Below are 23,880 nucleotides of genomic sequence, written 5' to 3' on the forward strand. Positions count from 1 at the left end.
TTGACTTGCACAATCCCGTCTGAGATAATCCAACCCGCTTCGGACACCCGCACTGCTCAATACCTAATGTTCCTTTTGCTTTTGAATGAGATCAATTTGACGGAGAATCTCCATGAAAAAATCGCTACCTGTTTTTTTGTTCTTTTCAGCCTGTTTCTGACTGCGGTTCCGGTGTTTGCCGAAGCTATTCCGGTTCATGTCAATGAATTTACAGTCAGTGGCGCTTCTGAACGCGCCGACCTCAAAGTAACCCTGCAGATGCTGCTTGCTTCCCGCTTGAATAGTGGGGCCGTATCTACAGCCGGCAGCCAGGGCGCGGCCGAGATTGCTGTAGATTGCAGCTACACGCAGTTGGGAAAGGTTTTCAGCCTTGATGCCATGGCCAGGGACCGTGCCGGGAATGTGGTGGCAAGGGCCTTTGAGCAGGGAGGAGGGGAGGACGACCTGATCCCGGCAGTGACCAAGCTCGCACAGAAACTGAATGATGAAATGATCAGAGTTCGGTCAACACCTTCGGCCGGCAAGAATGTTTCCTTTGCCCAACCATCTTCAACCCCTCCTCGTGCAGAACCGCGGCCGGCAGCCCCGGTGCCTTCCTCCGATATAATCAGGGTTGAACCTGCAGCAAAAAACAGTGTCAACCTGAGCCGACTGGCAGGAGCATTGGTGGGCGTAGCTCCCGGCCGCACGTTGGCCAAGGGAGCCCGGGAGCTTTACCTCCTCGGGGAACATTCCCTGTCACTCTACCATCAGGATGCCGACCTGAAAATGATTGCCGAGGCGACCTTTGATATAAACGATAAACCGATAGGCATCGACACTGCAGATCTTGACGGAGACGGCACCCCTGAGGCGTATGTTACCATTGTGCGAGGAGATTTATTGTCTTCACAGGTATGGCTTGAGAAAGACGGCCGACTGCAGAAGGTTGCCGAGAAACTACCATATTATTTCCGAGCTTTAGCCCTGGACGGGGGGGCGAGAAAGCTTTACGTCCAGCAGATGGGAACCGACACCGATTTCTATGGCGATATCCACGAACTCATCAAAAAGGGGAGCTCCTATGAAATGCGCAATCCCCTGAAGTTGCCCCGGTTCGCCAATCTCTACAACTTTAACCGATTCAGCGACGCTGCCGGCAAGCATTACACCATTGTCATTCATGAAGATGGTTATCTGCTGGTCTATTCCGAGACTGGAGAGGAACTCTGGCGAAGCAGCGACAAGTTTGGCGGGAGTGAAATATGCCTGAAACGCCAGGACCTGGCCAATATCAGGACTACGGGGAATGAATACCGCTGGATTTTTCTTGAGCAGCGCATTTTCGTTACACCGCAAAATGAAATAATAGTTCCCAAAAACCTCGGCTTCTTTGTCTTTGGCAATAATCGTTCCTATAAGAAAAACACGGTGTATGCCTTTGCCTGGAACGGCTCAACCCTTGATGAAAAATGGCATACAAAAGAGAGCCAGAACTACCTGGCCGACTACGACTACAATTTCATCGGCAAAGAGCTGATTCTTCTGGAGGTGGTGAAGAAGAAAGGGCTGTTGGAAAGCGGAGCGAGCACCATTGTTGTGAAAAAAGTGGAATAGGCTCCGGAATATCTGTTAGAGGAGGGGTGCTGCTGGCGCCCCTCTTTTTGTTCCCATTTAAATGTTGACATGGCATTGGGATACTGCTAGCCTTTCAGGCGTTTTGCCGTTTTGATTCGACAGTTTTTACGGGAGAGAATTTGACAATTCCGTCATCCATAGAAGCCCCATTACCAAAGGGTGTTACCGACTTCCTGCCGGAAAAGGCTGATGAGATTGCCTGTATTGAGGGGTGTATCAGTCGAATCTTCGAACTATGGGGATTCAGGCGAATTATCACTCCACTCCTCGAATTCCAGGATGTAATCTCGCTGGGAATGGGAGAGGATCTTAAGGAAAAGACTTTTCGCTTCGATGATCGTCAGACTGGCAGGTTGCTGGCCATACCTCCCGATATCACCCCCCAGATAGCCCGCATAGTGGCGACACGCATGCTGGGTTATCCGCTTCCCCTGCGTATTTATTATAATGGTCGTGTCCTGCGCCACGCCGAGGTCCAATCCGGTCGTAGCCGGGAAATATTCCAGTCCGGCGTTGAATTGATCGGCCTGAACTCGCCCGAAGCCGATGCGGAAATGGTGGCCATGGCTGTTGAGGCCCTGCGGAGTCTGGGCCTGGACAACTTCAAGATAGATTTGGGCCAGGTTGATTTTTTTCGCGGCATCATGCTTTCTTCCGGGCTTTCTGCTTCAGCCCGAAACCTGCTGCAATCGCTATCGCCAAGAAGGATTCTTCCGCAGTGCGGGAAATCCTGGAGAAGGCGCCGATAACTGATCAGGCAAAGGAAGAAATCGCTGCTTTGCCCAGGCTTTACGGTGCAGGGAAGTGCTTGCCCTGGCAGAAAAGGCCGCCGGCAATGACCGATCGAAGAAAGCCCTGGAAAACATTGCCGAGGTGCTGGAAATTTTAGACATCTACGGTGTATCGGAATTCCTGACCATCGATCTGGGGGAGATACGCGGTCTCGATTATCACTCAGGCCTTACTTTCGAGGGCTTTGTGGGGGGCTGGGAGAGGCGGTGTGTGGCGGTGGACGTTACGACGCCCTTACTGCCAAATATGGCCGACCTGCCCCTGCAACCGGTTTTGCCTTCAATATTCTCGCCCTGCTGAAGGTTCTTGAGAAACAGCCGGAAATGGAGGCAACGAGGACACGTGATTTCCTCCTCTTCAATTTGAAGGAGGACCGGCGGGAGGCTCTTGAAATAGCACAGAACTTGCGTGACAAAGGCTTTACTACCGCACGGGATATCATCCGGAGAGATTTCGATAATTCCCTTGCTTATGCGAAGCGTATGAACATCAGGCAGATGCTGGTTATCGGCGGCAATTACTGCGCTGAAGATGAAATTTACCTGGTCCGGGTGGCTGACCGAAAGGGTGTGGCCATCAAAAAAACGGATCTGTTGAGGGATGACTATTCCCTTAAAATCGAGCTGTAAGGAGACGTCAATGGCTAACGTCGTGGTAGTCGGAGCCCAATGGGGCGACGAAGGAAAAGGAAAGGTCGTCGATATCTATACGGAATTTGCCGACGATGTTGTTCGGTATCAGGGTGGAAATAACGCCGGACATACGCTGGTGGTCGGAGATGAGAAGATAGTTCTACATCTGATCCCTTCGGGCATTCTGCATAAAGGGAAACGCTGCATCATCGGCAATGGTGTGGTGCTCGATCCGGAAGTCTTCATCAAGGAGATTACCAACTGAAAGCCAAGGGGAAATTTCAGGATGATGGCGTACTGCTCCTTTCCGAATCGCTGCATATCATCATGCCTTATCATAAGCGGATAGATATTGCTCGTGAAGCTAAGAGCGGCGCCAAGAAGATCGGCACCACCGGCAGAGGGATCGGCCCCGCTTACGAAGACAAGATCGGCCGGCGGGGTATCCGTCTCATGGATCTTCTGGACAAGCAGGTCTTCACCCGCAAGCTGAAGGAGTGCTTGGAAGAGAAAAACTTCATCCTGGAGAAGATGCTGGGTGAGAAACCATTCTCCTTTGAGGAGATATTCGACGAATACATTGCCTTTGCCGATACCTTGCGCACCTATGTTGCCGACACCACGCTTGTGCTGCATCAGGACCTCAGGGCCGGCAAAAAACTGCTTTTCGAAGGAGCTCAGGGAACACTTCTGGACGTGGATCATGGCACCTACCCTTACGTGACCTCATCTTCCACCTGTGCCGGCGGCGCCTGCACAGGTACCGGGGCGAGCCCGAGAGACATCAGCGAGATCATCGGCATATCCAAGGCCTATGTCACCCGCGTCGGTAGCGGACCCTTTCCCACAGAGCTTGAGGATGCCGACGGCGAAAAGCTTCGTCAGACCGGTGGCGAATTCGGCGCAACCACCGGGCGTCCCCGCCGCTGCGGCTGGTTCGATGCTCTGGTGATAAAATATGCTGTGCGGGTCAATGGTCTTACGGGAATTGCACTTACCAAGCTTGACGTTCTCAGCGATTTTGAAACAATTAAAATATGCACCGGCTATTCGTACAACGGCAAGTTCCTGAGCGAACTTCCCGCCAATCTTGATATATTCGAGAAATGCCAGCCTGTATACGAGGAAATGCCAGGGTGGCAGGCGGATATAACCGCAGCCAGATCATTTGACGACTTGCCGGAGAAGGCGAGAACTTATGTGAAGCGTCTGGAAGAACTGGCCGGTTGTCCGATCGTGCTGGTTTCCGTGGGGCCGCGGCGCGACCAGACCATCATGTTGAAGAATCCTTTTGAAGCTTAAAGGATTTTAGCGAAAAAATGTTGACGGTGGAAAATCTTTTTGCTATAAATCGAACTTCACTGCAGCACGTAGTAACGAGCCGCTAGCTCAGTCGGTAGAGCACCTGACTTTTAATCAGGTGGTCGTTGGTTCGACCCCAACGCGGCTCACCATGTCCCCTTCGTCTAGCCCGGCCCAGGACACCGCCCTTTCACGGCGGCGACACCGGTTCAAATCCGGTAGGGGACGCCACAAACAACAGCCCTTCCAAAGAAATTTGGAAGGGCTTTTTGTTTTTTCACTTCGGTCCAACGACGGGGCCGTTGCTTATTCTGTTTCAGGTCGAGCTTCCCCTTTTCCCGCCTCGAACAACTTTGCAGCTGCTGCCAGTTGTTGGGCACTCCCCAAAAGCAGGACCACGTCCCTTTCCTTCAATTCCCAGACCGGGTCAGGTTCGGCGCCACTTCCTCTCCTCTCTTTATGGCCAGGATGCTTGCCCCCGACCTGCTGCGCAACACACCTTCCCGCAGGTTGTCCCTTCGATAGTTGCCCCTTTGTGGACGGTGAAGGTTCCGATCTCGGCTCCGGCAAGAAACCCGGCAATGCCGACGGCATGACTGTGCCTTTTGCTGACGGAACGGAGCATTTCGTAGCCATCCTTCCTTACCTCAGCGACACAGTTTTCAATCACATCCTGGGGAACGAGGAATCTTTTCAGCACCCTGGAAAGGATCTCAACGGAGGTTTCGAATTCCTCCGGGATTACCTCATTGACCCCCAGCTTGAAGAGTGGTTCGACCTCCAGCAGGTACCTGGTTCGGACTATTACATGTATGGCGGGATTCATATGTCGTGCCAGGGCTGCCACCCGCCTGCTGGCGGCTGCATCGGAAATGGCGATGACCATGATCCGGGCGTTTTCGATCCCTGCATGCTCAAGAATTTCGGGCTTGGAAGCATCGCCGAAGATAATGTGCTGGCCCTTCTTTTTTTCGGCTTTGACGGTAAATGGATTAGTTTCCACAGCAACGTAAGGGATCTTCAAATGCCTTAATACCCGGGCCAGATTTTTGCCGTTCATACCGTAGCCGACGATGATGACGTGATCGGTGAGGGTGGTCTTCCTTCCGTTGCCGGCGAACATGCTTTTCCCGCGGGTCCAGGAATGGGGGAGGCGGGCGGCTAGCTGTTCGGCGACCGGTGCAGCGATTTTCATACAGAGAGGCGTCAGTCCCATCGTGGCAATGGATGCAGCCAGAAACATCTGGTAAGCCTCGCTGCTCAAAAGCCCGTGCTTTAAGCCCGACTGGCTGAGGACAAAGGAGAATTCGCCGATCTGCGCCAGGGAAAGACCTGCAGTGAGGGCAATCCGCATGGGGAGCCCCAGGGCCATGGCAGCACCGGTTGTGACCAGTGTTTTGATGAGGATGATGGTCAGCACCAATCCGGCGATGAGGAAAGGGCTGGTGAAGAGAATGACGGGATCGAGCAGCATGCCCACTGAGATGAAAAAGAGGCTCATGAATGCTTCGCGGAAAGGAATGATATCACTCAAAGCCTGATGGCTGTATTCGGATTCGGAGATGGCCAGACCGGCGATGAAGGCGCCCAGTGCCAGTGACAGGCCGGCCTGGGCGGTCAGCCAGGCAGTTCCCATGCCGATGAAGATGATCGTCAGGATAAACAGCTCTCTGCTCCGAGTCTTGACAACCTGGGCGAAAATCCATGGTACCAGAAAGCCGGCACTGTAATGTGCTGCGATAATGACGGCGGCCGCTTTGCCGATAATAAATGCGACCTCCTGCCAGCCGTTGCCGTTACCTCCCAACAGGGGAGTGAAAAGCATCAGCGGCACGATACACAGGTCCTGAAATATGAGAATCCCGAGGGCGGTCTTGCCGTGGGGGGTATCCAGCTCTCCCGCATCGGACAGGAGCTTGATGAGGATCGCTGTGCTGGAAAGGGCGACGAGAAAACCGAAGAAGATGGATTGGTTGAGGGAAAAGTCGAAGAGCGTTCCGGCAACTGCAATAACGACGATGGTGAGGACAACCTGAAGGCCTCCACCCAGAATCACCAATTGCTTGATCCTCATCAGTTCCTTGAGAGAAAATTCGATGCCGATGGTGAAGAGAAGCAGCACGACCCCTATTTCGGCCATCTGCTCCACCTGGTGGGTATTGCCGATGAGGCCTGAAGCGTGTGGTCCTGCCAGAATGCCGGTAAAGAGAAAGCCGACGATGGAAGGAAACTTCAATCGTCGGAAGATGACTACCGTAACCAGCGCCAGCCCGAAGAGAATTTCGATGTCGCGCAGGGCCTCGTATGCCATATGCCATTTCTCCGTGATTGCTGAGGAAATCGTGTCGCCGGGAATGCATATGGTTTATAACACAAGCAGGGCCGCTTGGCAAAGCGGCCCTGCTGTGTTTATAAAAGGTGCTCATGATGTTTTGGGAAAGGGCCGTCAGCGACCCATCATGCCCCCACCCATGGAGCCGCTCATGGGCTGCATCCTGCCGCCGCTGTAGTTCCAGAAATAGTTATAGCTGGTCATATTGCGGAAGGCTGAGGAGAAATTCCTGAAGCTGGTAGTTGGTATTCCTGCCAGCTGGGTCTGCATCTGGTTCTGCATGGAAATCATGAAGTCGCTGTTCATGCCGAATCCCCGACTGGCGTTATCGCTGATCTGGGCAGATTTTCGTTGATCTCGCCCATCATGCCGCGGAAGCGGGTGCCGTTGGCGCTGGTGGTGCCGTTCATGACCAGCCCCGACTGGCTTGCCATCAGTCCGGCCATCTGCTGGGCTACCTGGTGCATGGCCTGATAGTTTGTCTGGTATTGTCCGGCGTTGGCGCCGGCCACATAATCGCCGAGAATGTTCATGCCGACAGGCATGCCAAGCTGGTTGCGCAACTGGGTGGTGGCTTCGGCCAGGGTCATGCCCGGATTGGCCTCAAGCTTCTCCCTGAGCAGGGTGGAGATGGGGCTGATGAAGTTGCTGACCGTTCCCGAGACCCCGGCGCCCGGGGTGCAGAGCACATAGGTTTTGCCGATGGTCACGCCGGGATTATCCTGGTCGATGGTCTGCCCTGCCACAGCAATGGCGACGATGGGATATTTCCCCACGTCCTCAGGGGCGACGGTCAATGTGTAAGCGCCGGTGGCATCGGTGGTGGCGGATGGCTCGCCGCTGTCCAGCTGATAGTTACTGTTCTTGTCCATGAAGACCAAGGCATTCTGCAGGTATCCGTCGGCGACGACCCCTGCCACCGGGGTGCCTTCAACACTGCTGCTGCCGCCACAGGCGGCGATTAACCCCATGCTTGTCGCTATGAGAATTGCACATATCTTTTTCATTTGCTTGCTCCTTTTTTGATGGCTACAGATCGTAGAAAACAGAGAATCCGGTACTGTAGTCTGCTGTTGAGGATGTTATTCCTTTGGCTGCGTAAAAATCGATGCCTATCTTTGATGTTACCTGGTAGATCAGCTTCAGGCGTGCTTCCAGCAATGCCGTTGCATCTTCGGTGAGAGCCGTAGAGCTTTTGAGGATGAAGGCCGGCATGAAGTTGTCGGTCACCTGGTAGCCGAGGCCGCCGTTCAGGCTGAAGTAGTTTTTCAGGGAGAGGCCATCTACCTTGCCCTGAAAGGTGTAGCCCGGTTCGACGACGGTCTGCCAGTCACCGAACCACTTGGAGAATTCAACGGCAACGCTCATCGAACTTGCCGGTTCCCAGTCCCCTGTCCTTATCGGCGGTGGGGATCTTCACCGACAGGTGAGGGCGGATCTGGGGCAGTATCGCCCCTTCTTTTGCTATGATGTAGCCGGCGCGCAGGGTGATGTCGCCGAGGCCGCTCTGGCTCTGCCGGTGTCGCTGGTGGCCATTGCTGTGGCGCCGCTTCCGGTCATGCCCGATCCGGAGCCCGGTGTCCCCATGGCTTCGGTTGCCTTGGCCATCCCTGACTGCTGTCCCAGCATCTGCCGGAACTGGCCTGCAACCACATTGCTGTTGCTCTGCCGCACCCAGGGAATTTCCACGGCGAAGGCTGCGCGCTCCCCGGGGGTTACGGTGACCGTCAGGGGAACGACGATGGAGTCGGTGCGGACCGGGCTACCGTAGCTTCCCGATGTGAATTCCATCCCGAGCCCCAGTGAAAGCAACCGGTCGGAAGCTTCTGCTGTTGATGCTCCAACAATGGATACAACAGTTAACACCATTACCTTCAACAGTACTTTTGTCGTCACTTTTTTTCCATTCTCCTTGAATCTCCCGATTTATTACCGCCGCATCATGCCGCCACCGCCACGCATCATGCCGCCTCGGAAGCCCATACTCCGTTCGGTGCGATTCAAGCGCATTTCCCCCATGCCCCGTCCCGACCAGAGACCGATACCCTTCTCGTCGCGAAGCTCCACCCGGCTGCCGCGGGTCTTGTCGGTAAGCTTCTGGGCCATGAGATAACTCTTGCCATCCTGTCCCTGGGCCAGTGAGCCCTTGGCGGTCACTTCGTCGTTGACGTTTATGGCGATGCCCTTTGTCTCCCAGAACGATGACGGACCGACGCAAATATTGATGATTTCGTCGCTGCTTTTGACCGTGATCGTGACCTGTTTCTCCGGGGAATTGCGGGGAGGGCCGATGACCGTACCGTTAATGGTGGTGACGGTATTGATATCGTAGCCGCCGTTCAGGTCAAGACCGCTCCTGGTGGAGTCGCTGCCGAAACCAAAACCGGCCCATGCAGCTCCGGTCAAAACCGGGCACAGGATGGTTGCGGCAATCAAGATGAAGACATGGCGGCTGGGCATGGGGTGTTACCTTTTCAATTGTTCGGTGGTGGCGCCTGTTCGATCTGTGCAGGCGCCGGTTGCGATACGGTTGCATCTCTCTGATACTGCTTGCCGCGGCCGTCCATGGGGCGTTGGTTTCCTGTCCCCTGTCCCTTCGGACCGGTGCCGTCGCAGGCAGGCTTGGTTGCAGCTGCTCTGTTCTGGCAGTTGGCACAACCGCCGTTGCCGTTGCCCCGTGATCCGTTGCTTCCCTTGGCAAACGCGGGGAAGGCACCGGCAAGGACGGCAATTGCCGTGACCGTATAGATCAAAGTTTTTTTCATGGTTCCTCCTTCTCTGGAATATTTTGCTGAAGGAGTTATTCCATGTTCCGTGCCAAGGGGACTATTCCCTGCAACATTGCGGAATCATTGCCTAAGCCAATGGACAGCCTTGATGGATGTGGTGCAGGAAATTGCACTAGTGGTGAAAGGATTGCACCATCCTATGTCTCGCCAATGAGGTCGTATTCCCTGAGCCTGTATTGCAGGGTCCGGCGGGAAATTCCCAGTTCGTCGGCCGTCAGTCTGCGGTTGCCACGGTTTTTTTGCAGGGCCTTGACGATCATTTCCCGCTCCATGCTGCGCAGCATATCTCTGCTGCCTCCTGGCTTTTCCAGGACTTGGTGGGTGAAAAGCGATTCGGGCAGGTGTTCAGGTCTGATGCAGTCGTGGGCAAGGATAGCCGCCCGTTCCATGACGTTCTGCAACTCCCGCACGTTGCCGGGCCAAGGATGGGAGCGCATGGCCCTGAGTACCTCCGGCTCGATTCGCTGCAGCTTCTTATTGAGTTGACGGCAGAAACGCTGCAGGAAGAAATCCACCAGGGCCGGCAAGGCATCTAGCCGCTCACGCAGCGGTGGGAGCAACAGGGGGAAGACATTCAGGCGGTAATACAGGTCTTCGCGGAAGCGCCTCGCGGCAACTTCATCCTCCAGGTGGCGGTTGGTGGCGGCTATGATACGCACGTCGGCCTTGATTTCTTTGCGCCCGCCAACCCGCTCGAAGACGCGTTCCTGTATAACGCGCAGCAGCTTTGCCTGGACAGCCGGCGGCATTTCCCCCACCTCGTCGAGGAAGATGGTTCCCCCGGCTGCCAGCTCGAACTTACCCTGTCGCGCCTGCAAGGCTCCGGTGAATGCTCCCCGTTCATGGCCGAAAAGTTCGCTTTCCAGGAGATTTTCCGGGATTGCTGCACAGTTGAGAGCGACAAAAGGCAACCTGCTTCTTGGGCTGAGGAGGTGTACGGTCCTGGCAACCAGCTCCTTACCGGTGCCGCTTTCTCCACAGACAAGGACGTTGGCGGTCGTTGCCGCCACATCGTAGACCATCTTTCGCAGCGTCTGCATGACCTGCCCGGCAAAGACAAGTTCTTCGGGGGGAAGACCTGCCGCCTCCGCCTCCTTCAGGGAGAGAAAGGTCCGGTTTCTAGTCTGGCTCTCCATGGTCCTGGCGACCAGGGAGAGGAGCGCTTCCGGGGCGGCAAGGGGCTTGGTGAGAAAATCGACAGCACCTTCCTTCATGGCGGACACCGCCTCATCCACCGTGCCGAAGGCGGTCAAGAAGATGAATGGGGGCGAGCCAGGATCCTGTCTCGTTTCCCGAAACAGCTCAAGGCCGCTTTTGCCCGGCATTTTCAGGTCGGTAATGACCAAATCGAAGCTCTCCCCCGCAAGCACCCGGTCCCCCTCACGGCCATCACCTGCCAGACGCACTTCATACCCTTCGTCCTCCAGTATGGTCTGGAGAAAGCTCCTGAAGGTTTCGTCATCCTCGATCAACAGAATGCAACCTTTTGTTAACACTCGAAGCCTCCCTACGCCGCCATGGCGGCAGGAAAAGTCAAGGTAACCGCGGCGCCGCGGCCGGGTGCGCCGGCCACGTTGATGGTGCCGCCGTGTTCCTCGACGATCTTTTTGCAAATGGCGAGCCCAAGGCCTGTCCCTCTGGCTTTGGTGGTAAAAAACGGTTCAAAGATCCGCTCTGCTACTTCATTGCCGATACCTGCTCCATTGTCGGTAATGACCATGGTCACCCCTGCCTGTGACCGATCGGCAACGATATCGACCATTCCCCCATGGGGAACGGCCTGTACAGCGTTTTGCAGCAGATTGAGCATCACCTGTCCAAGACGATCCCGGTCGCCACTTAGCCTCAAGTCTTCCGGGCATTTAATGGAAATGATAACTCCCTTTGCTTCCACCTCTCCCCTGACCAGGGCAACAGCCCCTTCGATAAGGCCACATACCACGAAATCAGTTGCAGAAATCGGTCCACTGCGGGCATAGGAGAGGAGATCGAAGACCAGGCTTTCCAGGCGCAACGTTTCTGCGACGATCTTTCCGGCAAAGGCGCCGTTTCTTTCATCCATCGGCTTTTTCCCGATTACCTGGGCGAAACCCTTGATTCCTGCCAAGGGGTTTCTGATTTCGTGGGCGAGCATGGCACCCATTTCCCCCAGCCTGGCAAGGTCTTCCCGGCGGGCCATTTCCCGCTGGTGCTCCTTTTCCCTGAGGGCGAAGCGGTAGATGACGGCAGAGAGGATCCAGCCGGCCATTAGCAGCGAAAAGAGGATCGCCATGTTGAGTTTCGCCTTGCGGATAACGGTGTCTGCCCGATAGGTATGGAGGGTGAGGTGCAGTTTAAGGGTACTGCCCTGGAGGTGGATGGGGGTGACGTATTCGTAGGCCCGTTCTCCGGTGCCGAGGGTGACGCGACCCTCGCCCGTTCCGGGTCCCGCTGCTGACAGACGAGCGGCTTCGGCCGGTTGGCCGATCAGATCGGGGTTGGAGTGAAAGCGATAGATGCCTTTGTCGTCGGTCAGGGCGAGAAAGGCCATATCGGCAGGATGGAGCCCCTCAAGCGTCTCCAGGGATGGATCATGATAGGCGATATTTTCCACGGCCGAGGTTATGGAGAGGGCGACGCCGCGAAGATTTTCCTCGGCAATGGCAGAAGCATCGTGATAATTGCGCACTGCAAACCAGCATAGTGCCGTGGTCAAGACTATACCGCCAAGCAGAACAACTCTTTTCAGCATCCGTTTCTCACAGTACCGACAGCACCCGCTCCATTTTCTCCCTGACCTTTCCGGCCAGCTGGGATATTTCAGGATTGCCGATCAGGGACAGGGCTGCCACCGGGTCCATTATCATGACGGCAGTGCTGCCGTCATCCGTCTCGTAAACAACCACGTTGCAGGGGAGCAGGGTGCCGATATTCAGCTCCCTGGCGAATGCCTCCCAGGCCATTGCCGGGTTGCATGCCCCTAAAATGACATATCTGCGGAAATTCCTGTCCAGCTTCTCCTTGAACTTGCGGGAGACATCGATTTCGGTGAGAATCCCGAAACCTTCCTGGAGCAGCTCTTTTCGTACTTTCGTTTCCGTTTCCTCGAATGAAGACTGCACTGTTTTACCGAAAGCATATGGTGTCTGCAGGTCCATGGCGAGCTCCTTACTGAAAGGTAGTGAAGGTCTCTCGCCACTCAGGACCAAAACAGCATGCCACAGGAGGTGGGAGAAAGTCGATGAATTTTGTGGCTGGTCGCTGAATGGCGGGTACTTCCATGGTACCAGATTTAGCCCCTTGAGCAAGATGAGCCTACGAAAGCGAATATGGATGATAAGGCCTGGCTAACTTCTTGACATTCTGCAACCGACCCACTATAAAAGTCCCATGGGTAGAACAGCGGCTGTTAAATTCGTTTCCTGGATTCTTCTTCTGGTCGTGCTGGCCGTGACGCTGCATTGCGTCAAGGAAAACGCCCATGCCGTGCAAAACTGCCTCCCCATGGCCGGCGACCCTACCTCCTGTCAAAAGATACAATCTCACCAGTGCCCTTGTTCCCCCCTGGAACAGGACCAGAACCACAATGATTGCGACGCCTGCATCAATTGCGTTTGCCATGCACCTCTTACGGTCCAGCAATTCCACTTCAGTTACAACCCCATCATCATTAGTTTTAGCTCGTCTGATCCCTTCAAGCACTTACCCGAAGTCTATCTTTCCAAGTTTGTCCCTCCTCAGAATCAAGCCTGACCAGTTTCGACGGGAGTAGTTCGCCCTCTTCAGTCGTGGTACGTCCCCGTATCCTTTAGCATTGTCGCATCAAAACGAATAAACAGAATAAAGGAGGTTTTTCCTTTGAGAACAACTGTATTTGGAAAAGGAGCTCGGCTCTTTGTGCCCGGCATCCTCTGTTTTCTGACTTCTGCACCGGTATTCGCTGAGACACAAAAGCTGGCGTTGCCGCAGGTAATCGAAATTTCGTTACAGAACAACGGTGATCTCAAATCGTTCCGTGAAGAGAAAGGCATTCGCGATGCCGGTAAAAACCGTGCCGGACTGCTGCCCAATCCTACCCTCGAACTGGACGGGGGCACCGGTGCCCTGACCGGCAGCAGCGCCGAAAACAGCCTGTCGCTAGGGATTTCCCAGGAGTTCCTGCTGGCCGGAAAACGCCATAAACGGCTCGCCATCGCCGAACAGGAACTGGCAGCGTACCGGTGGCAACTGGCTGATCGCGAACGAGTGCTCCGCGAAGAGGTCAAGACGGCATTCCATGACGCCATACTGGCCGAACAGCGGCTTAACCTGACGGACCGTTCCATTGCACTCAACACACAACTCCTTGATGTGACAAAGGAGCGTCTGGCCGCCGGAGACATCCCGGAGTTGGAAATGAATCTGGTCAAAGTGGAATTGACGCGCAGTGAAGGTACACGGATCGAGGTCGAGCGTGCGTTGCTGCAAAACCGCGCCAGACTTTTCACGCTGATGGGGCTGCCGGCCATTGAATCTCCGGCGATTGCAGGGAATCCGGATAACGACCTGCCTGCGGCAAAGAGTCTGGTCGATCTGAAACAGCTGGCGCTTGTGAAACGTCCTGATCTGAAAGTATTGGAGGCGGAAAAATCAAGGGGGGAAGCGGATATTGCCCTTGCCAAGTCGGAAGCCATCCCGAACCTTACCGCCGGCTTCACGGTAACACGCGAGACAACGACCATAGAGGTGGGCGGAGTGGAAGGCAAGGACACGGACTATATCGTCGGCGTCAAGCTGTCGATCCCCATTCCGGTGTTCGACAAAAATCAGGCCGGTATTCAAGAAGCCAGGGCCAAGCGGACTACCACCGACAGCCGTTTTACTGCAGCCACAAGGAGAGCTGAACGGGAAGTAGAGACTGCCCATGCCAGCTATCTCAATGCCGACAAGGTCCTCACACTCTACAAATCGAACATCATTCCCCAGCTTGAAGAAAACCTGAAGCTGACCCAGGAAGCATATCGTCTCGGTGAAGTCGGCATTCTGGCCGTCATACAGGAACAAAAGAAATTCTTCGAAATCAATGAAGCTTACCTTACGGCGCTTCACAGCCGGCAGCTGGCGCTGACAAAGCTGGAGGCGGCGGTGGGTGTGTCATTGGATTAATCTATCGTAGGGGCGATCCTTGTGATCGCCCAGATAAAGGGCAAATACAAGGTTTGCCCCTACACGACCAACGTATTTGGAGGCATCAGTGAACAAGAAAGCGATCATCATCGGACTCATCCTTGCCCTGGCCCTGGGGGGCGGCGTCGCCTACCGGCTGACCCACTCCGTAACAGGAGGTGACGAGCATGGGGAACATAAGGACGAAAAGGCAGATAGCCATAAGGAAGAAAAAGAAGGCGGCCATAAAGAAGAAGGAGAGCATAAAGAAAAAAAAGAAGGCCATGAGGGCCATGACGAGGCAGGCAGCATCAAGATGACCGTCGAGGTGCAGAAGCAGAATGGTGTGGTTGTCGCCGTTGCGAAGAAGCAGCCCATTGCCGGTATGATCAGTGCCACCGGTAAGGTTGAGGCCAATGCCGACCGAATAGCTCATGTCTCACCGCGCATCTCAGGCAAGATAGTCGCCGTTAAGGCCTCTTTAGGGGATAGCGTGGCTTCTGGACAATCCTTGGCGACCCTGGACAGCATCGAACTGGGGGAAGCCCTCAACCGTTACCAACAGTCGAAAACGAAACTTGCCCTGGCCCAGTCGAATATGGACCGGATCAAGGCCCTGGTGGAAAAGAAGATTGCCGCTCGCAAGGATATCTTCCAGGCAGAAACCGATTACAAGACCGCCCAAACCGAGCTGCATACCGACGAAGAGCGCTTGTCGCTGTATGGCATTTCTGCGTCTGATCTCAAAGGAGACGGCCACAAAAAGCCGCGTCTGCCGGTACGCTCCCCAATCGGCGGCATCATTACCGAAAAACACGCTATCGTCGGCGAACTGGCCGATCCCTCCAAAAGCCTCTACACCGTTGCCGACCTCTCATCGGTATGGGTGTTGGTGGACATTCATGAAAAGGACCTGGCCAAGGTGCGTAGGGGACAGCCGGCAATTGTCTCGGTCGGCGCATACCCCGACCAGAAGCTGAAAGGTCGTATCACGTACATCGCCGATTTAGTTGACGAGACTACCAGAACTGTTAAAGCGCGGATTGAAGTTCCCAATCCCGGTCGGAAGCTGAAACCGGAGATGTTCGCTACCGTCCAATTGGCGCTTTCGGCTGATGCACCGCCGGTTCTGGCTGTTCCCGAAGATGCCGTGCAGGACTTGGATGGTAAAAAGGTGGTTTTTGTAGCGGAGAATGAAACTGAATTCGCGGCGCGCCAGGTTCAGGCAGGCCGGGTGTCAGGCGGCATGGTCGAGATTGTTTTCGGCCTGAAAGACGGTGAGCGCTACGCAATCAAGGGAGCGTTCATTCTCAAGTCGGAACTGAAGAAGGGCGAAGTTGTCGACGAGCACGGCCACGGAAAATGATGTTTCCCTTTCGTAGGGGCGATTCTTGTAATCGCCCTAACTTCGGGCAAACACAAGGTTTGCCCCTACATAAAGAGGCTCTGATCGATGCTAGAAAAATTGATTGCCTGCACATTACGGCAGAAAGGGATGGTCATCTTCCTTTCCCTGCTGATTGTTGCCTTAGGATTGTATTCTTATCTGAAATTGCCGATTGATGCATTTCCGGATGTAACGAACATTCAGGTTGAAGTGGTAAGTCACGCCGACGGACTGTCGGCAATAGAAATTGAGAGGAACGTAACCTACCCGATTGAAATGGCAATGCGGGGCCTGCCCGACATCGAACAAATGCGTTCGGTGACCAAGTTCGGCCTGTCGATTGTCACCATTGTCTTCAAGGACAATGTGGATATCTATTTTGCACGCCAGCTGGTTTTCGAGCGGTTGGCGGAGGCCCGTGAAAAGGTCCCAAAGGGGGTTGAGGTAGCATGGGGCCGATCGGCACGGCCATGGGGGAGATTTACCAATATACCCTCGAAGGAAAGGTGCCGGCTGACCCACAGCAGAAGCTCGCCTATTTGACCAATCTGAGAACCATTCAGGAGTGGATTGTCACCCCCCAGCTGAAAAGTGTTGCCGGCGTAAACGAGATCAACTCCTTCGGCGGGTATTTCAAGCAGTACCAGGTGATCGTGGCGCCGGAAAAGCTGCTCAAATATGCCATAACCGTGGATGACGTCTATTCCGCCATCGGCAGCAACAACGAGAACGTCGGCGGCAACCTCTTAGAGCGGGGCACCGATCAGTACATCGTCCGCGGGGTCGGTTTGATAAAAGACGTCAGCGACATAGAAAATATCGTCCTGAAGTCTGCCGGTGGCACTCCGACATATATCCGCGATGTGGCCCAGGTCAAGGTCGGCGAGGCGGTCCGCATGGGCGCCGCCATGAAGGACGGCAAGGATGAGTGTGTCGGCGGCATCGTCATGATGCTGCGCGGCGAAAACAGCCGCGACGTTGTGCGCCGGGTAGCGAAAAAAGTAAAGGAAATGAATGAAAACAATGTGCTTCCGGAGGGGATCAAACTTGTTCCCTATTATGACCGGAGCGACATTGTAAAAGCGAGCGTGGGTACGGTCAACAAGGCGCTGATCGAGGGCTCCATCCTGGTCCTGATCGTGCTGTACCTCTTGCTGAACAGTTTCCGGGGCAGTTTTGTCGTCCTTATCGCCTTGCCGCTGTCTTTATTGGCGACATTCATCGTCATGAAACTTGTCGGCATAACCGCCAACCTGATGTCCCTCGGCGGTCTGGCCATTTCCATCGGCATGATCATCGATACGACCATTATCCAGGTGGAAAACGTCCAGCGACATTTGAGCGAAGAGGGAGGAAAGCACCCTGGATTAATGACCGTGCTGAAAGCGGTCATGGAAGTCAGAAAGCCGAGCATCTTCGGCGAGCTTATCATTGCTCTCACCTTCATCCCCATCCTTTCCCTGGAAGGTCACGAAGGAAAGATGTTCGGCCCATTGGCTATAACGGTGACAATTGCACTTCTTGCCTCATTGTTCCTGTCAATATTCGTTATCCCGGTCCTCTGCATCCTGTTTCTGAAACCGCACCCGGAAAAAGAGAGTTTCCTCATGAAACATGCCAGCAGGCTCTATCTGCCGCTGCTCGACTATGCCATGAACACGAAGCGTGTGGTGTTGAGTGTTGCGGGTCTGCTTCTGGTTGTTTCTCTCTTCCTGTTAACACGGCTGGGAACGGAGTTCATCCCGATCATGGATGAAGGCTCGTTTGACATGGATGTCTCCATGCTCCCCGGTGTTTCCCTGGCCAAGGCCTTGGAAGTAAACCAAATGGCCGCAGCGAAGCTGAAGCAGTTTCCGGAATTGGACACTGTCGTGGGCCGAACCGGGCAGACCGGGGTCGCCCTGGATACCCGGGGGGCTGACAAGACCGGCTACGTGGGGATCTTCAAACCGAGGACGAATGGAAACGGGATATATCCAAAGAAGAGCTGATCAATGAGATGCGTGAATCTCTCGAATCGATTGCAGGCATCACTTTCGGTTTCAGCCAGCCGATTCAATGCCGTATTGACGAACTCCTTGCCGGAACACGGGCGCAGCTGATTCTCAAGCTGTTTGGTGAAGATATCGAGGTGCTGAGTGAGAAATCGGCTGAAATCGCCAAAGTTCTGTCCACGGTAAAGGGTGGGACCGATCTGAATGCGGAAAAAATTACGGGGCAGCCCTACCTGACGGTCAACATCAACCGGGCAAAGATTGCCCGCTATGGCTTGAATATCAGCGACGTGCAAAAGGTGATTGAAATTGCCGTGGCTGGTAAAGCAGCATCGCAGCTGTTTGAGGAAAATCGCAGCTTTGATATCTCGGTTCGCCTGCCGGAAGAAAAAAGGAATTCCCTGGAAGCGATCAAGAATCTGATGATTACTACGAAAACCGGGATCAATGTGCCGCTGGAACAGCTGGCTGAAGTGGAGATGATCGAAGGCCCGGCCCAGATCAGCCGCCAGGACGGAGTGAGAAGAATCGGCATCGAGATGAACGTCACCGGCAGGGATATGGGCGGATTTGTTGCCGAGGCCAAGCAGAAAATCAAGGAGCAGGTCAAGCTGCCGGCCGGCTATTATCTCACCTGGGGTGGACAATTCGAGAATCAGCAGCGGGCCATGAACAAGCTGATGATCATCGGACCGGTAGCCGTCGGCTTGATCTTGCTCCTGCTGTACATCACATTCAGATCGATCCGCCTGGCGTTGCTGGTCATCTGCAATCTGCCGTTCGCCTTGATCGGCGGAGTCTTCGCCCTCTTCATGTCGGGGCAATACTTGTCCGTTCCGGCATCAGTGGGGTTTGTCGTTTTGTTCGGCGTTGCCGTCTTGAACGGACTGGTCCTGGTTTCGCGCATCTCGCAACTGCGTGATGAAGGCTTTGGATTGCAGGAGGCCATCAGGAAGGGGAGTCTCGACCGGTTGCGCCCGGTACTGATGACAGCCTCCATCGCCATCTTCAGTCTCATGCCAATGCTGCTGGCCAGCGGCACCGGTTCGGAGATCCAGAAGCCTCTGGCAACCGTCGTCGTTGGTGGCTTGATTACCTCTACCATGTTGACCCTGCTGATCATCCCGGCGGTGTACGGCTGGTTCGAGAAGAGGAAGGTCGAAATGTAATCAAAACATGTACCGCAGGGTGCGCAGAGGGTGTTGAGGAAAAGAGAAGAGTTTCTGCCAATCTCTGCGCGCACTGCGGCATGTAACCGTAATTGCTGATCTCAATAAAAGAAGGTGCAAGTAAGTTTGAAATTTAGCTGGAACGCTGGTTGACTATATCCAAAAAAGCGGGGTGGGGTGCGCCTCCGGCCTGATAAATTGAATGGTTGCGGGATCGGAAAGTTCCGGGGTTTGGCGGAGGGGGCTGCTGCTCCTGATTGGTTAATCTCAGGTAATCACAGGCTTTTTCGCTGACCGCCGGACCTGATTTATCGTGATTAAGCGATTTTTTTTGTCTCTACATTAATTAATAGCTTCCTTAAACATCCATCCCTTCCAATGCTCTTTTTTTTCAATTCTTGATAATCCCTTCCCCCTCTAGTCCTGCCTTCTCCACTCACATCCTGAGTTATGTCGTGTTAGAATTATGGAATGAATCTTGAATTAATGATGACCAAATTGTCTGCGAAGGGAAAGATTCGTGGTGCCTGGTGTCAGAATAACAGTTGTTGTGTCAATTATCCTGTCTATCTTGCTGTCCCTTGCAGAACGCCATCATGCTCTGGCTGGGGAGGTCATCCGGATCAACGGTTCCGGTGCGGCTTTGGACATCCTGAAACCGATGATAAGAGAGTACAGGAAAATACATCCCCGAGCTAAAATTCTAGTGGACAAACCACTGGGAAGTACGGGAGCCATCAAGCTCTTCTAGCCGGGGTGGTGGATGTTGCTGTCAGCAGCAAGATTCTTACGCCAGAGGAGTCGGCACAGGGGGCTCTGGCTAGCGATTATGGAAAGATTCCCCTGGCTGTTGTTTCCACTGCTGGGGTCGGCAAAAAAGAGATAACGACCAGGGAGCTGGAGGATATCTATACCGGCAAGCTAACAAAATGGCCCAATGGTGAGACGATCCGCATCATCCTGCGCCCCAGGGAAGATATCGACACGAAGATCCTCGGAGAGCTGTCTCCAGGGATGGGACGGGCGCTGCGGGAGGCACATAAAAAGCCGGGAATGATTTTTTCCATAACCGACCCGGAAGCCACGGAAAGCATAATCAAAACTCCGGGAGCTATCGGCACGGCAGCCATTTGCTGTGTCATTGACCACAAGGGCAGGCTGAATGCCCTCAGCCTTAACGGCAGGAAAGCTTCAGCCAAGGGGGTAGCCGACGGCACTTATCCCTTGGCCAAAGACCTCCGTTTCATCACTACCGGCAAGACCCCGCCCGCCGCCTGGATTTCCTTCGCTTTGTCTACTCTGCCAAAGGGCGTGCCATTGCGGAAAAAGAGGGCATATTGGTTACGGCAAAGGATGCAGGAAGACCATGAGGCGTAGCGACAGAATAAGCCGCTTGACGACTACCCTTGCCATGCTCCTTTCACTGGCCATAACCGTTGTCGTTCCAGCAGGCTATTTTGCCGTCTCTTACCATTACATGCAGGGTACGCTCGATGCCGAAGCGGCAACAGGTGCGGCAGCCGTGAGCGCTTTGGTCAATTCAAATCCTTCCATGTGGCAGTTCGAGCAGATCAGGCTTTCCGAACTCTTGGATCGGCGCCCTCACAACCGTACGCCTGAACAGAGGCGGGTCGTTGATGTCACAGACAACCCCGTGGCCGAGAGTTCCGACTTCTTGCAGAAGCCGATTCTCACCGGGACCCATGAAATCTACGATGCAGGGACAAGTGTCGGAAAGATCCTGGTTTCCCGTTCCCTGGCGCCTCTTCTTTGGAAGACTTCCTCTGTTGCAGTCGCTGCACTGGCGGCAGGTTTGCTCTTCTACACGGTCTTGCGCATTCTGCCGCTGCGGGCAGTGAGGCGGGCCTATCATTCCCTTGAAGAAAGCGAGAAAAAATACCGTTCCCTTTACGAAAGCATGAAGGAAGGGGTAGCGTTGCACCGCATCGACTATGATGAGTATGGTGTTCCCGTATCCTTTACCATAGTCGATGTCAATCCCTCATGTCAGCTGCTTCTCGGCTTGAGCAGTGAAGAGTTGATCGGCAAGGACGGCTCTGAATTGTTCGGCGGGGCTGTGGCCGGCTACTTTCCGGAGATTCTCCGTGCCGCCTCCACCGGCGAGGCATTTTCCTTCGATTTTATCCAGCAGGCAGATAAGCAGCGTATTCATGTGGCTGTCTTTTTTCCCGAGACCGGGTATTTCGCCTTTCTCATGGAGGATGTGACCCAGCGCAAGGTCAATGAAGAGCAGATCAGGCGGCTGGCCTATTATGACAACCTGACCGGACTGCCGAACCGCGCCCTTCTCATGGACAGGCTGGAGCAGATGCTGACCAAGGCCCGCCGGGACAAAACCAGAGTTGTCCTGCTTTTTCTCGATCTTGACCGGTTCAAGGTGATAAATGATACCATGGGACATGCCCACGGCGACCAGTTGCTGGTCCAGGTGGCCAATCGCCTGCGTCAGGCGCTGAGGAGCAGTGATACCCTTGCCCGCATCGGTGGTGACGAATTTGTCGTCCTTTTTACCCTTGAGGGGCCACAGCTGAACGTTTCCCCCCTTGCCCAGCACCTGATCGACAGCATTACCTCGGTCTATCCCATAAGCGGCAGAGATGTGTATGCATCCACCAGTATCGGCATTGCCACTTTCCCTGACGATGGCGGCGATGGCAACAGCCTGCTCAGATGTGCCGACATGGCCATGTACGCGGCAAAGGAGGGGGGCGGCAAGGGTTACCATTTCTACTCGCCGGAGATGAACCTCAAGGCACACGCCAGGATGGAGCTGGAGACAAGCCTTCGTCACGCACTGGAGCGTGAGGAATTCTTTCTGGAATTTCAGCCGATCGTCAATGCCAGAGACGGCCGGTTAGTCGGTGCAGAAGCGCTGCTGCGCTGGAACGATCCGGCGAAGGGGCTGATCATGCCGGACATGTTCATCCAGGTGGCGGAAGAATCGGGATTCATCATTCCTCTCGGGGAGTGGGTGCTGAGGACCGCCTGCAGGAAGATGAAGGAATGGCGCGAAGCCGGACTGCCGCCGTTCCGCATTTCGGTCAATGTTTCCGGCCGCCAGTTCTGCCAGGCGAACTTTACCGATACCGTTTGCTCCATCATCCGTGAAACCGGCATGGACCCAAGTTTTCTGGCTCTTGAAATGACCGAGACCAGCCTCATGGTCGATGTGGAAGCCACGGCCAAGATCCTGATGCAGTTGAAGGAACTGGATATCTCGATCGTTATCGATGATTTTGGCGCCGGATACTCCTCCCTTGGCTATCTGCAGAAATTCCCCATCGACCGGATCAAGATCGACCGCTCATTTATCAGGGACCTCAGTTCTCATGCCAATGACAAAGCCATTGTCGAAGCCATAATTGCCATGGCCGCCCGTCTTAATCTGCAGGTGGTCGCCGAAGGGGTCGAAACCTCAGAGCAGCTTGATTTTCTCAAGGAACAGGGCTGCCATGAGATACAGGGCTTTTATTTCCACCGTCCTCTGTCCGAAGAGCTCTTCAAGACACTTCTGTGGGAGATCAAGGATCACCCCGTCCCTCTTTTTGCTTCACCGGAAGGGGAGACTGTCGTCATATCCCTTGCCACCTGCTGAGGATCAATCTGCAGCAAAAGTTACCCTCCTTGTCAGCGCGTTTTGCCTCCTTGCCGGTTCTTCAAGGATCGGTTTCCACTGTCGAATACTTTCCTTCACCATTCCTTACTCCTGAAGCCTGTCTCTCAAGGAAAGGGCAAGGGCGGTGCCGATACCTGTTGCCAGCAGTCCCAGCCCCAGCCATTTGTTCTTTGCCAGCCATAGCTGATTGCACTGGTAACTTGCTCGTGCATCGAACCTGCCATGGGCGCCGAAGTCCCCTTCCACAGGGTGCCACATGTTGTTCGGCCGGTCCCGCTCTTCAAGCTCGTCGGTCTGTTGGCCGCTGTAGCCTTTTTTAGCCAGGTAGTGATCCAGAAGGCCGGCAAAGAACTTGTTGCCCCACATGGCTTTTACTGTCGGTATTCCCACATGAAGTTCCCGCCGCCGGTGATGGGAAGACCAGACGATGGCGTCGGCGGCAACCTCCGGCTGAAAAATCGGGGGGACCGGCTGCGGCTTGAAAGGCATTCTCGACATGGTCCAGCTGAACTGGGGGGTGTTGATGGCCGGAAGCTGGACCATGGTGATATGCACCTTGCTCCGATCATGGATCAGCTCACTGCGGATGGAGTCGGTGAAGCCCCTGATGGCGTGCTTGGCGCCACAGTACGCGGATTGCAGCGGGATGCTCCGTTCCGATAGGGCTGAGCCGACCTGAATAATAATCCCGCGGTTGCGAGGAATCATCCGGCTCAAGGCCGCCGAGGTGCCATAGACCACTCCAAGGTAGGTCACCTCTGTCACCCTGCGGAATTCATCGGAGGTCATATCCTTGAAGGAGGAGAAGACGGAGACCATGGCATTATTGACCCAGACGTCGATAGGTCCCCACTGCTCCTCCACTTGGGCGGCCGCCAGTTCCACCTTGTCGGCATCGGAGACGTCAGCGAGAGAATCATTGCTTCTCCGCCTCTGTCAATCACTTCCTGCCGGACCGCTTTCAGTCGGTCCTCGTCGCGGGCCAGCAGGCCGATCCTCGCTCCCTCGCGGGCAAAGGCCCGGGCGGTGGCGCGACCGACCCCTGCCGATGCTCCGGTAATCAACACTGTCCGTTTTTTACTGCCCTGTCCCATGTCGCCTCCAT

Annotated in this window: 17 protein-coding genes, 2 tRNA genes and 4 pseudogenes; 11 read left to right on the forward strand and 12 right to left on the reverse strand. The window is 54.7% G+C overall.

Features of this window, described 5'->3' with window-relative positions; genetic code table 11:
* Window positions 1–96: 96 nt before the first annotated feature.
* The 6 genes and pseudogenes from JCM15764_RS15130 (at window position 97) to JCM15764_RS15150 (ending at window position 4,574) form a co-directional block, all read left to right on the forward strand.
* The gene (locus JCM15764_RS15130) at window positions 97–1,596 is read left to right on the forward strand and encodes an FG-GAP repeat domain-containing protein (protein WP_243689114.1); all 1,500 of its coding nucleotides are present in this window, start codon (window positions 97–99) and stop codon (window positions 1,594–1,596) included.
* Between the two features lie 140 nt (window positions 1,597–1,736).
* Window positions 1,737–2,366: an ATP phosphoribosyltransferase regulatory subunit gene (locus JCM15764_RS26995; RefSeq protein WP_279384479.1), complete on the forward strand. Its 630-nt coding sequence runs from the start codon at window positions 1,737–1,739 to the stop codon at window positions 2,364–2,366.
* A gap of 55 nt (window positions 2,367–2,421) precedes the next feature.
* Window positions 2,422–3,038: pseudogene (locus JCM15764_RS27000) on the forward strand (ATP phosphoribosyltransferase regulatory subunit).
* 10 nt (window positions 3,039–3,048) lie between these two features.
* Window positions 3,049–4,343: pseudogene (locus JCM15764_RS15140) on the forward strand (adenylosuccinate synthase).
* A 76-nt stretch (window positions 4,344–4,419) separates the two neighbouring features.
* A tRNA-Lys gene (locus JCM15764_RS15145) sits at window positions 4,420–4,495 on the forward strand.
* Between the two features lies 1 nt (window position 4,496).
* A tRNA-Glu gene (locus tag JCM15764_RS15150) sits at window positions 4,497–4,574 on the forward strand.
* Between the two features lie 226 nt (window positions 4,575–4,800).
* Here JCM15764_RS15150 and JCM15764_RS15155 read toward each other — a convergent pair.
* The 11 genes from JCM15764_RS15155 to JCM15764_RS15200 all read right to left on the reverse strand — a co-directional run bounded on the left by JCM15764_RS15155 (window position 4,801) and on the right by JCM15764_RS15200 (window position 13,064).
* Window positions 4,801–6,654, reverse strand: coding sequence for a cation:proton antiporter (locus JCM15764_RS15155; protein WP_439645312.1), 1,854 nt, complete (start codon window positions 6,652–6,654; stop codon window positions 4,801–4,803).
* Between the two features lie 135 nt (window positions 6,655–6,789).
* Window positions 6,790–6,981: a hypothetical protein gene (locus JCM15764_RS24185; protein WP_243689115.1), complete on the reverse strand. Its 192-nt coding sequence runs from the start codon at window positions 6,979–6,981 to the stop codon at window positions 6,790–6,792.
* Window positions 6,978–7,682, reverse strand: a complete 705-nt coding sequence (locus JCM15764_RS15160; protein ID WP_243689116.1) for a hypothetical protein — start codon at window positions 7,680–7,682, stop codon at window positions 6,978–6,980. The genes JCM15764_RS24185 and JCM15764_RS15160 overlap by 4 nt, the downstream gene beginning before the upstream one ends.
* Window positions 7,683–7,704: 22 nt before the next feature.
* Window positions 7,705–8,043, reverse strand: coding sequence for a hypothetical protein (locus tag JCM15764_RS15165; RefSeq protein ID WP_054697197.1), 339 nt, complete (start codon window positions 8,041–8,043; stop codon window positions 7,705–7,707).
* Between the two features lie 96 nt (window positions 8,044–8,139).
* Window positions 8,140–8,571, reverse strand: a complete 432-nt coding sequence (locus JCM15764_RS15170) for a hypothetical protein (protein ID WP_243689117.1) — start codon at window positions 8,569–8,571, stop codon at window positions 8,140–8,142.
* Between the two features lie 33 nt (window positions 8,572–8,604).
* Window positions 8,605–9,135 (reverse strand): MamS/MamX family magnetosome protein, encoded by a 531-nt coding sequence (locus JCM15764_RS15175; protein ID WP_012645941.1) that lies wholly within the window; start codon window positions 9,133–9,135, stop codon window positions 8,605–8,607.
* Window positions 9,136–9,149: 14 nt separating this feature from the next.
* A complete protein-coding gene (locus JCM15764_RS15180) occupies window positions 9,150–9,440 on the reverse strand; it encodes a hypothetical protein (RefSeq protein WP_054697203.1) in 291 nt (96 codons plus the stop codon).
* Window positions 9,441–9,601: 161 nt separating this feature from the next.
* Window positions 9,602–10,960: a sigma-54-dependent transcriptional regulator gene (locus JCM15764_RS15185; RefSeq protein WP_054697207.1), complete on the reverse strand. Its 1,359-nt coding sequence runs from the start codon at window positions 10,958–10,960 to the stop codon at window positions 9,602–9,604.
* An 11-nt stretch (window positions 10,961–10,971) separates the two neighbouring features.
* Entirely contained in the window at window positions 10,972–12,195 is a 1,224-nt protein-coding gene (locus JCM15764_RS15190) for a sensor histidine kinase (RefSeq protein WP_054697210.1), read from the reverse strand.
* 7 nt (window positions 12,196–12,202) lie between these two features.
* Window positions 12,203–12,601 carry a DUF302 domain-containing protein gene (locus tag JCM15764_RS15195; protein WP_054697213.1) on the reverse strand — a complete coding sequence of 133 codons (399 nt, stop codon included), beginning with the start codon at window positions 12,599–12,601 and terminating at the stop codon, window positions 12,203–12,205.
* 157 nt (window positions 12,602–12,758) lie between these two features.
* Window positions 12,759–13,064, reverse strand: a complete 306-nt coding sequence (locus JCM15764_RS15200) for a hypothetical protein (protein ID WP_243689118.1) — start codon at window positions 13,062–13,064, stop codon at window positions 12,759–12,761.
* A gap of 237 nt (window positions 13,065–13,301) precedes the next feature.
* Between JCM15764_RS15200 and JCM15764_RS15205 the strand changes: the two genes are divergently transcribed.
* From JCM15764_RS15205 to JCM15764_RS15225, 5 genes and pseudogenes are all read left to right on the forward strand, one after another.
* On the forward strand, window positions 13,302–14,588 hold the full coding sequence (locus tag JCM15764_RS15205) for a TolC family protein (protein WP_054697219.1): 1,287 nt from the start codon (window positions 13,302–13,304) through the stop codon (window positions 14,586–14,588).
* 88 nt (window positions 14,589–14,676) lie between these two features.
* A complete protein-coding gene (locus JCM15764_RS15210; protein ID WP_054697223.1) occupies window positions 14,677–15,954 on the forward strand; it encodes an efflux RND transporter periplasmic adaptor subunit in 1,278 nt (425 codons plus the stop codon).
* Window positions 15,955–16,041: 87 nt separating this feature from the next.
* Window positions 16,042–19,138: pseudogene (locus tag JCM15764_RS15215) on the forward strand (efflux RND transporter permease subunit).
* A gap of 759 nt (window positions 19,139–19,897) precedes the next feature.
* Window positions 19,898–20,515 carry a substrate-binding domain-containing protein gene (locus JCM15764_RS15220; protein ID WP_243689119.1) on the forward strand — a complete coding sequence of 206 codons (618 nt, stop codon included), beginning with the start codon at window positions 19,898–19,900 and terminating at the stop codon, window positions 20,513–20,515.
* Window positions 20,505–22,754, forward strand: a complete 2,250-nt coding sequence (locus JCM15764_RS15225) for a putative bifunctional diguanylate cyclase/phosphodiesterase (protein WP_054697226.1) — start codon at window positions 20,505–20,507, stop codon at window positions 22,752–22,754. The genes JCM15764_RS15220 and JCM15764_RS15225 overlap by 11 nt, the downstream gene beginning before the upstream one ends.
* Before the next feature lie 105 nt (window positions 22,755–22,859).
* Here the strand turns inward: JCM15764_RS15225 and JCM15764_RS15230 are convergent.
* Window positions 22,860–23,869: pseudogene (locus tag JCM15764_RS15230) on the reverse strand (SDR family oxidoreductase).
* Window positions 23,870–23,880: the final 11 nt, after the last annotated feature.

The organism is Geotalea toluenoxydans JCM 15764 (genome assembly GCF_001311985.1).
Taxonomy (GTDB): Bacteria; Desulfobacterota; Desulfuromonadia; order Geobacterales; family Geobacteraceae; genus Geotalea; species Geotalea toluenoxydans.

Coding starts and splice junctions, on each gene's coding strand:
- JCM15764_RS15155 (WP_439645312.1), bottom strand. CDS start 6,654: ATGGCATACGAGGCCCTGCGCGACATCGAAATTCTCTTCGGGCTGGCG.
- JCM15764_RS24185 (WP_243689115.1), bottom strand. CDS start 6,981: ATGAACAGCGACTTCATGATTTCCATGCAGAACCAGATGCAGACCCAG.
- JCM15764_RS15160 (WP_243689116.1), bottom strand. CDS start 7,682: ATGAAAAAGATATGTGCAATTCTCATAGCGACAAGCATGGGGTTAATC.
- JCM15764_RS15165 (WP_054697197.1), bottom strand. CDS start 8,043: ATGAGCGTTGCCGTTGAATTCTCCAAGTGGTTCGGTGACTGGCAGACC.
- JCM15764_RS15175 (WP_012645941.1), bottom strand. CDS start 9,135: ATGCCCAGCCGCCATGTCTTCATCTTGATTGCCGCAACCATCCTGTGC.
- JCM15764_RS15180 (WP_054697203.1), bottom strand. CDS start 9,440: ATGAAAAAAACTTTGATCTATACGGTCACGGCAATTGCCGTCCTTGCC.
- JCM15764_RS15190 (WP_054697210.1), bottom strand. CDS start 12,195: ATGCTGAAAAGAGTTGTTCTGCTTGGCGGTATAGTCTTGACCACGGCA.
- JCM15764_RS15195 (WP_054697213.1), bottom strand. CDS start 12,601: ATGGACCTGCAGACACCATATGCTTTCGGTAAAACAGTGCAGTCTTCA.
- JCM15764_RS15200 (WP_243689118.1), bottom strand. CDS start 13,064: ATGGCAAACGCAATTGATGCAGGCGTCGCAATCATTGTGGTTCTGGTC.
- JCM15764_RS15225 (WP_054697226.1), top strand. CDS start 20,505: ATGAGGCGTAGCGACAGAATAAGCCGCTTGACGACTACCCTTGCCATG.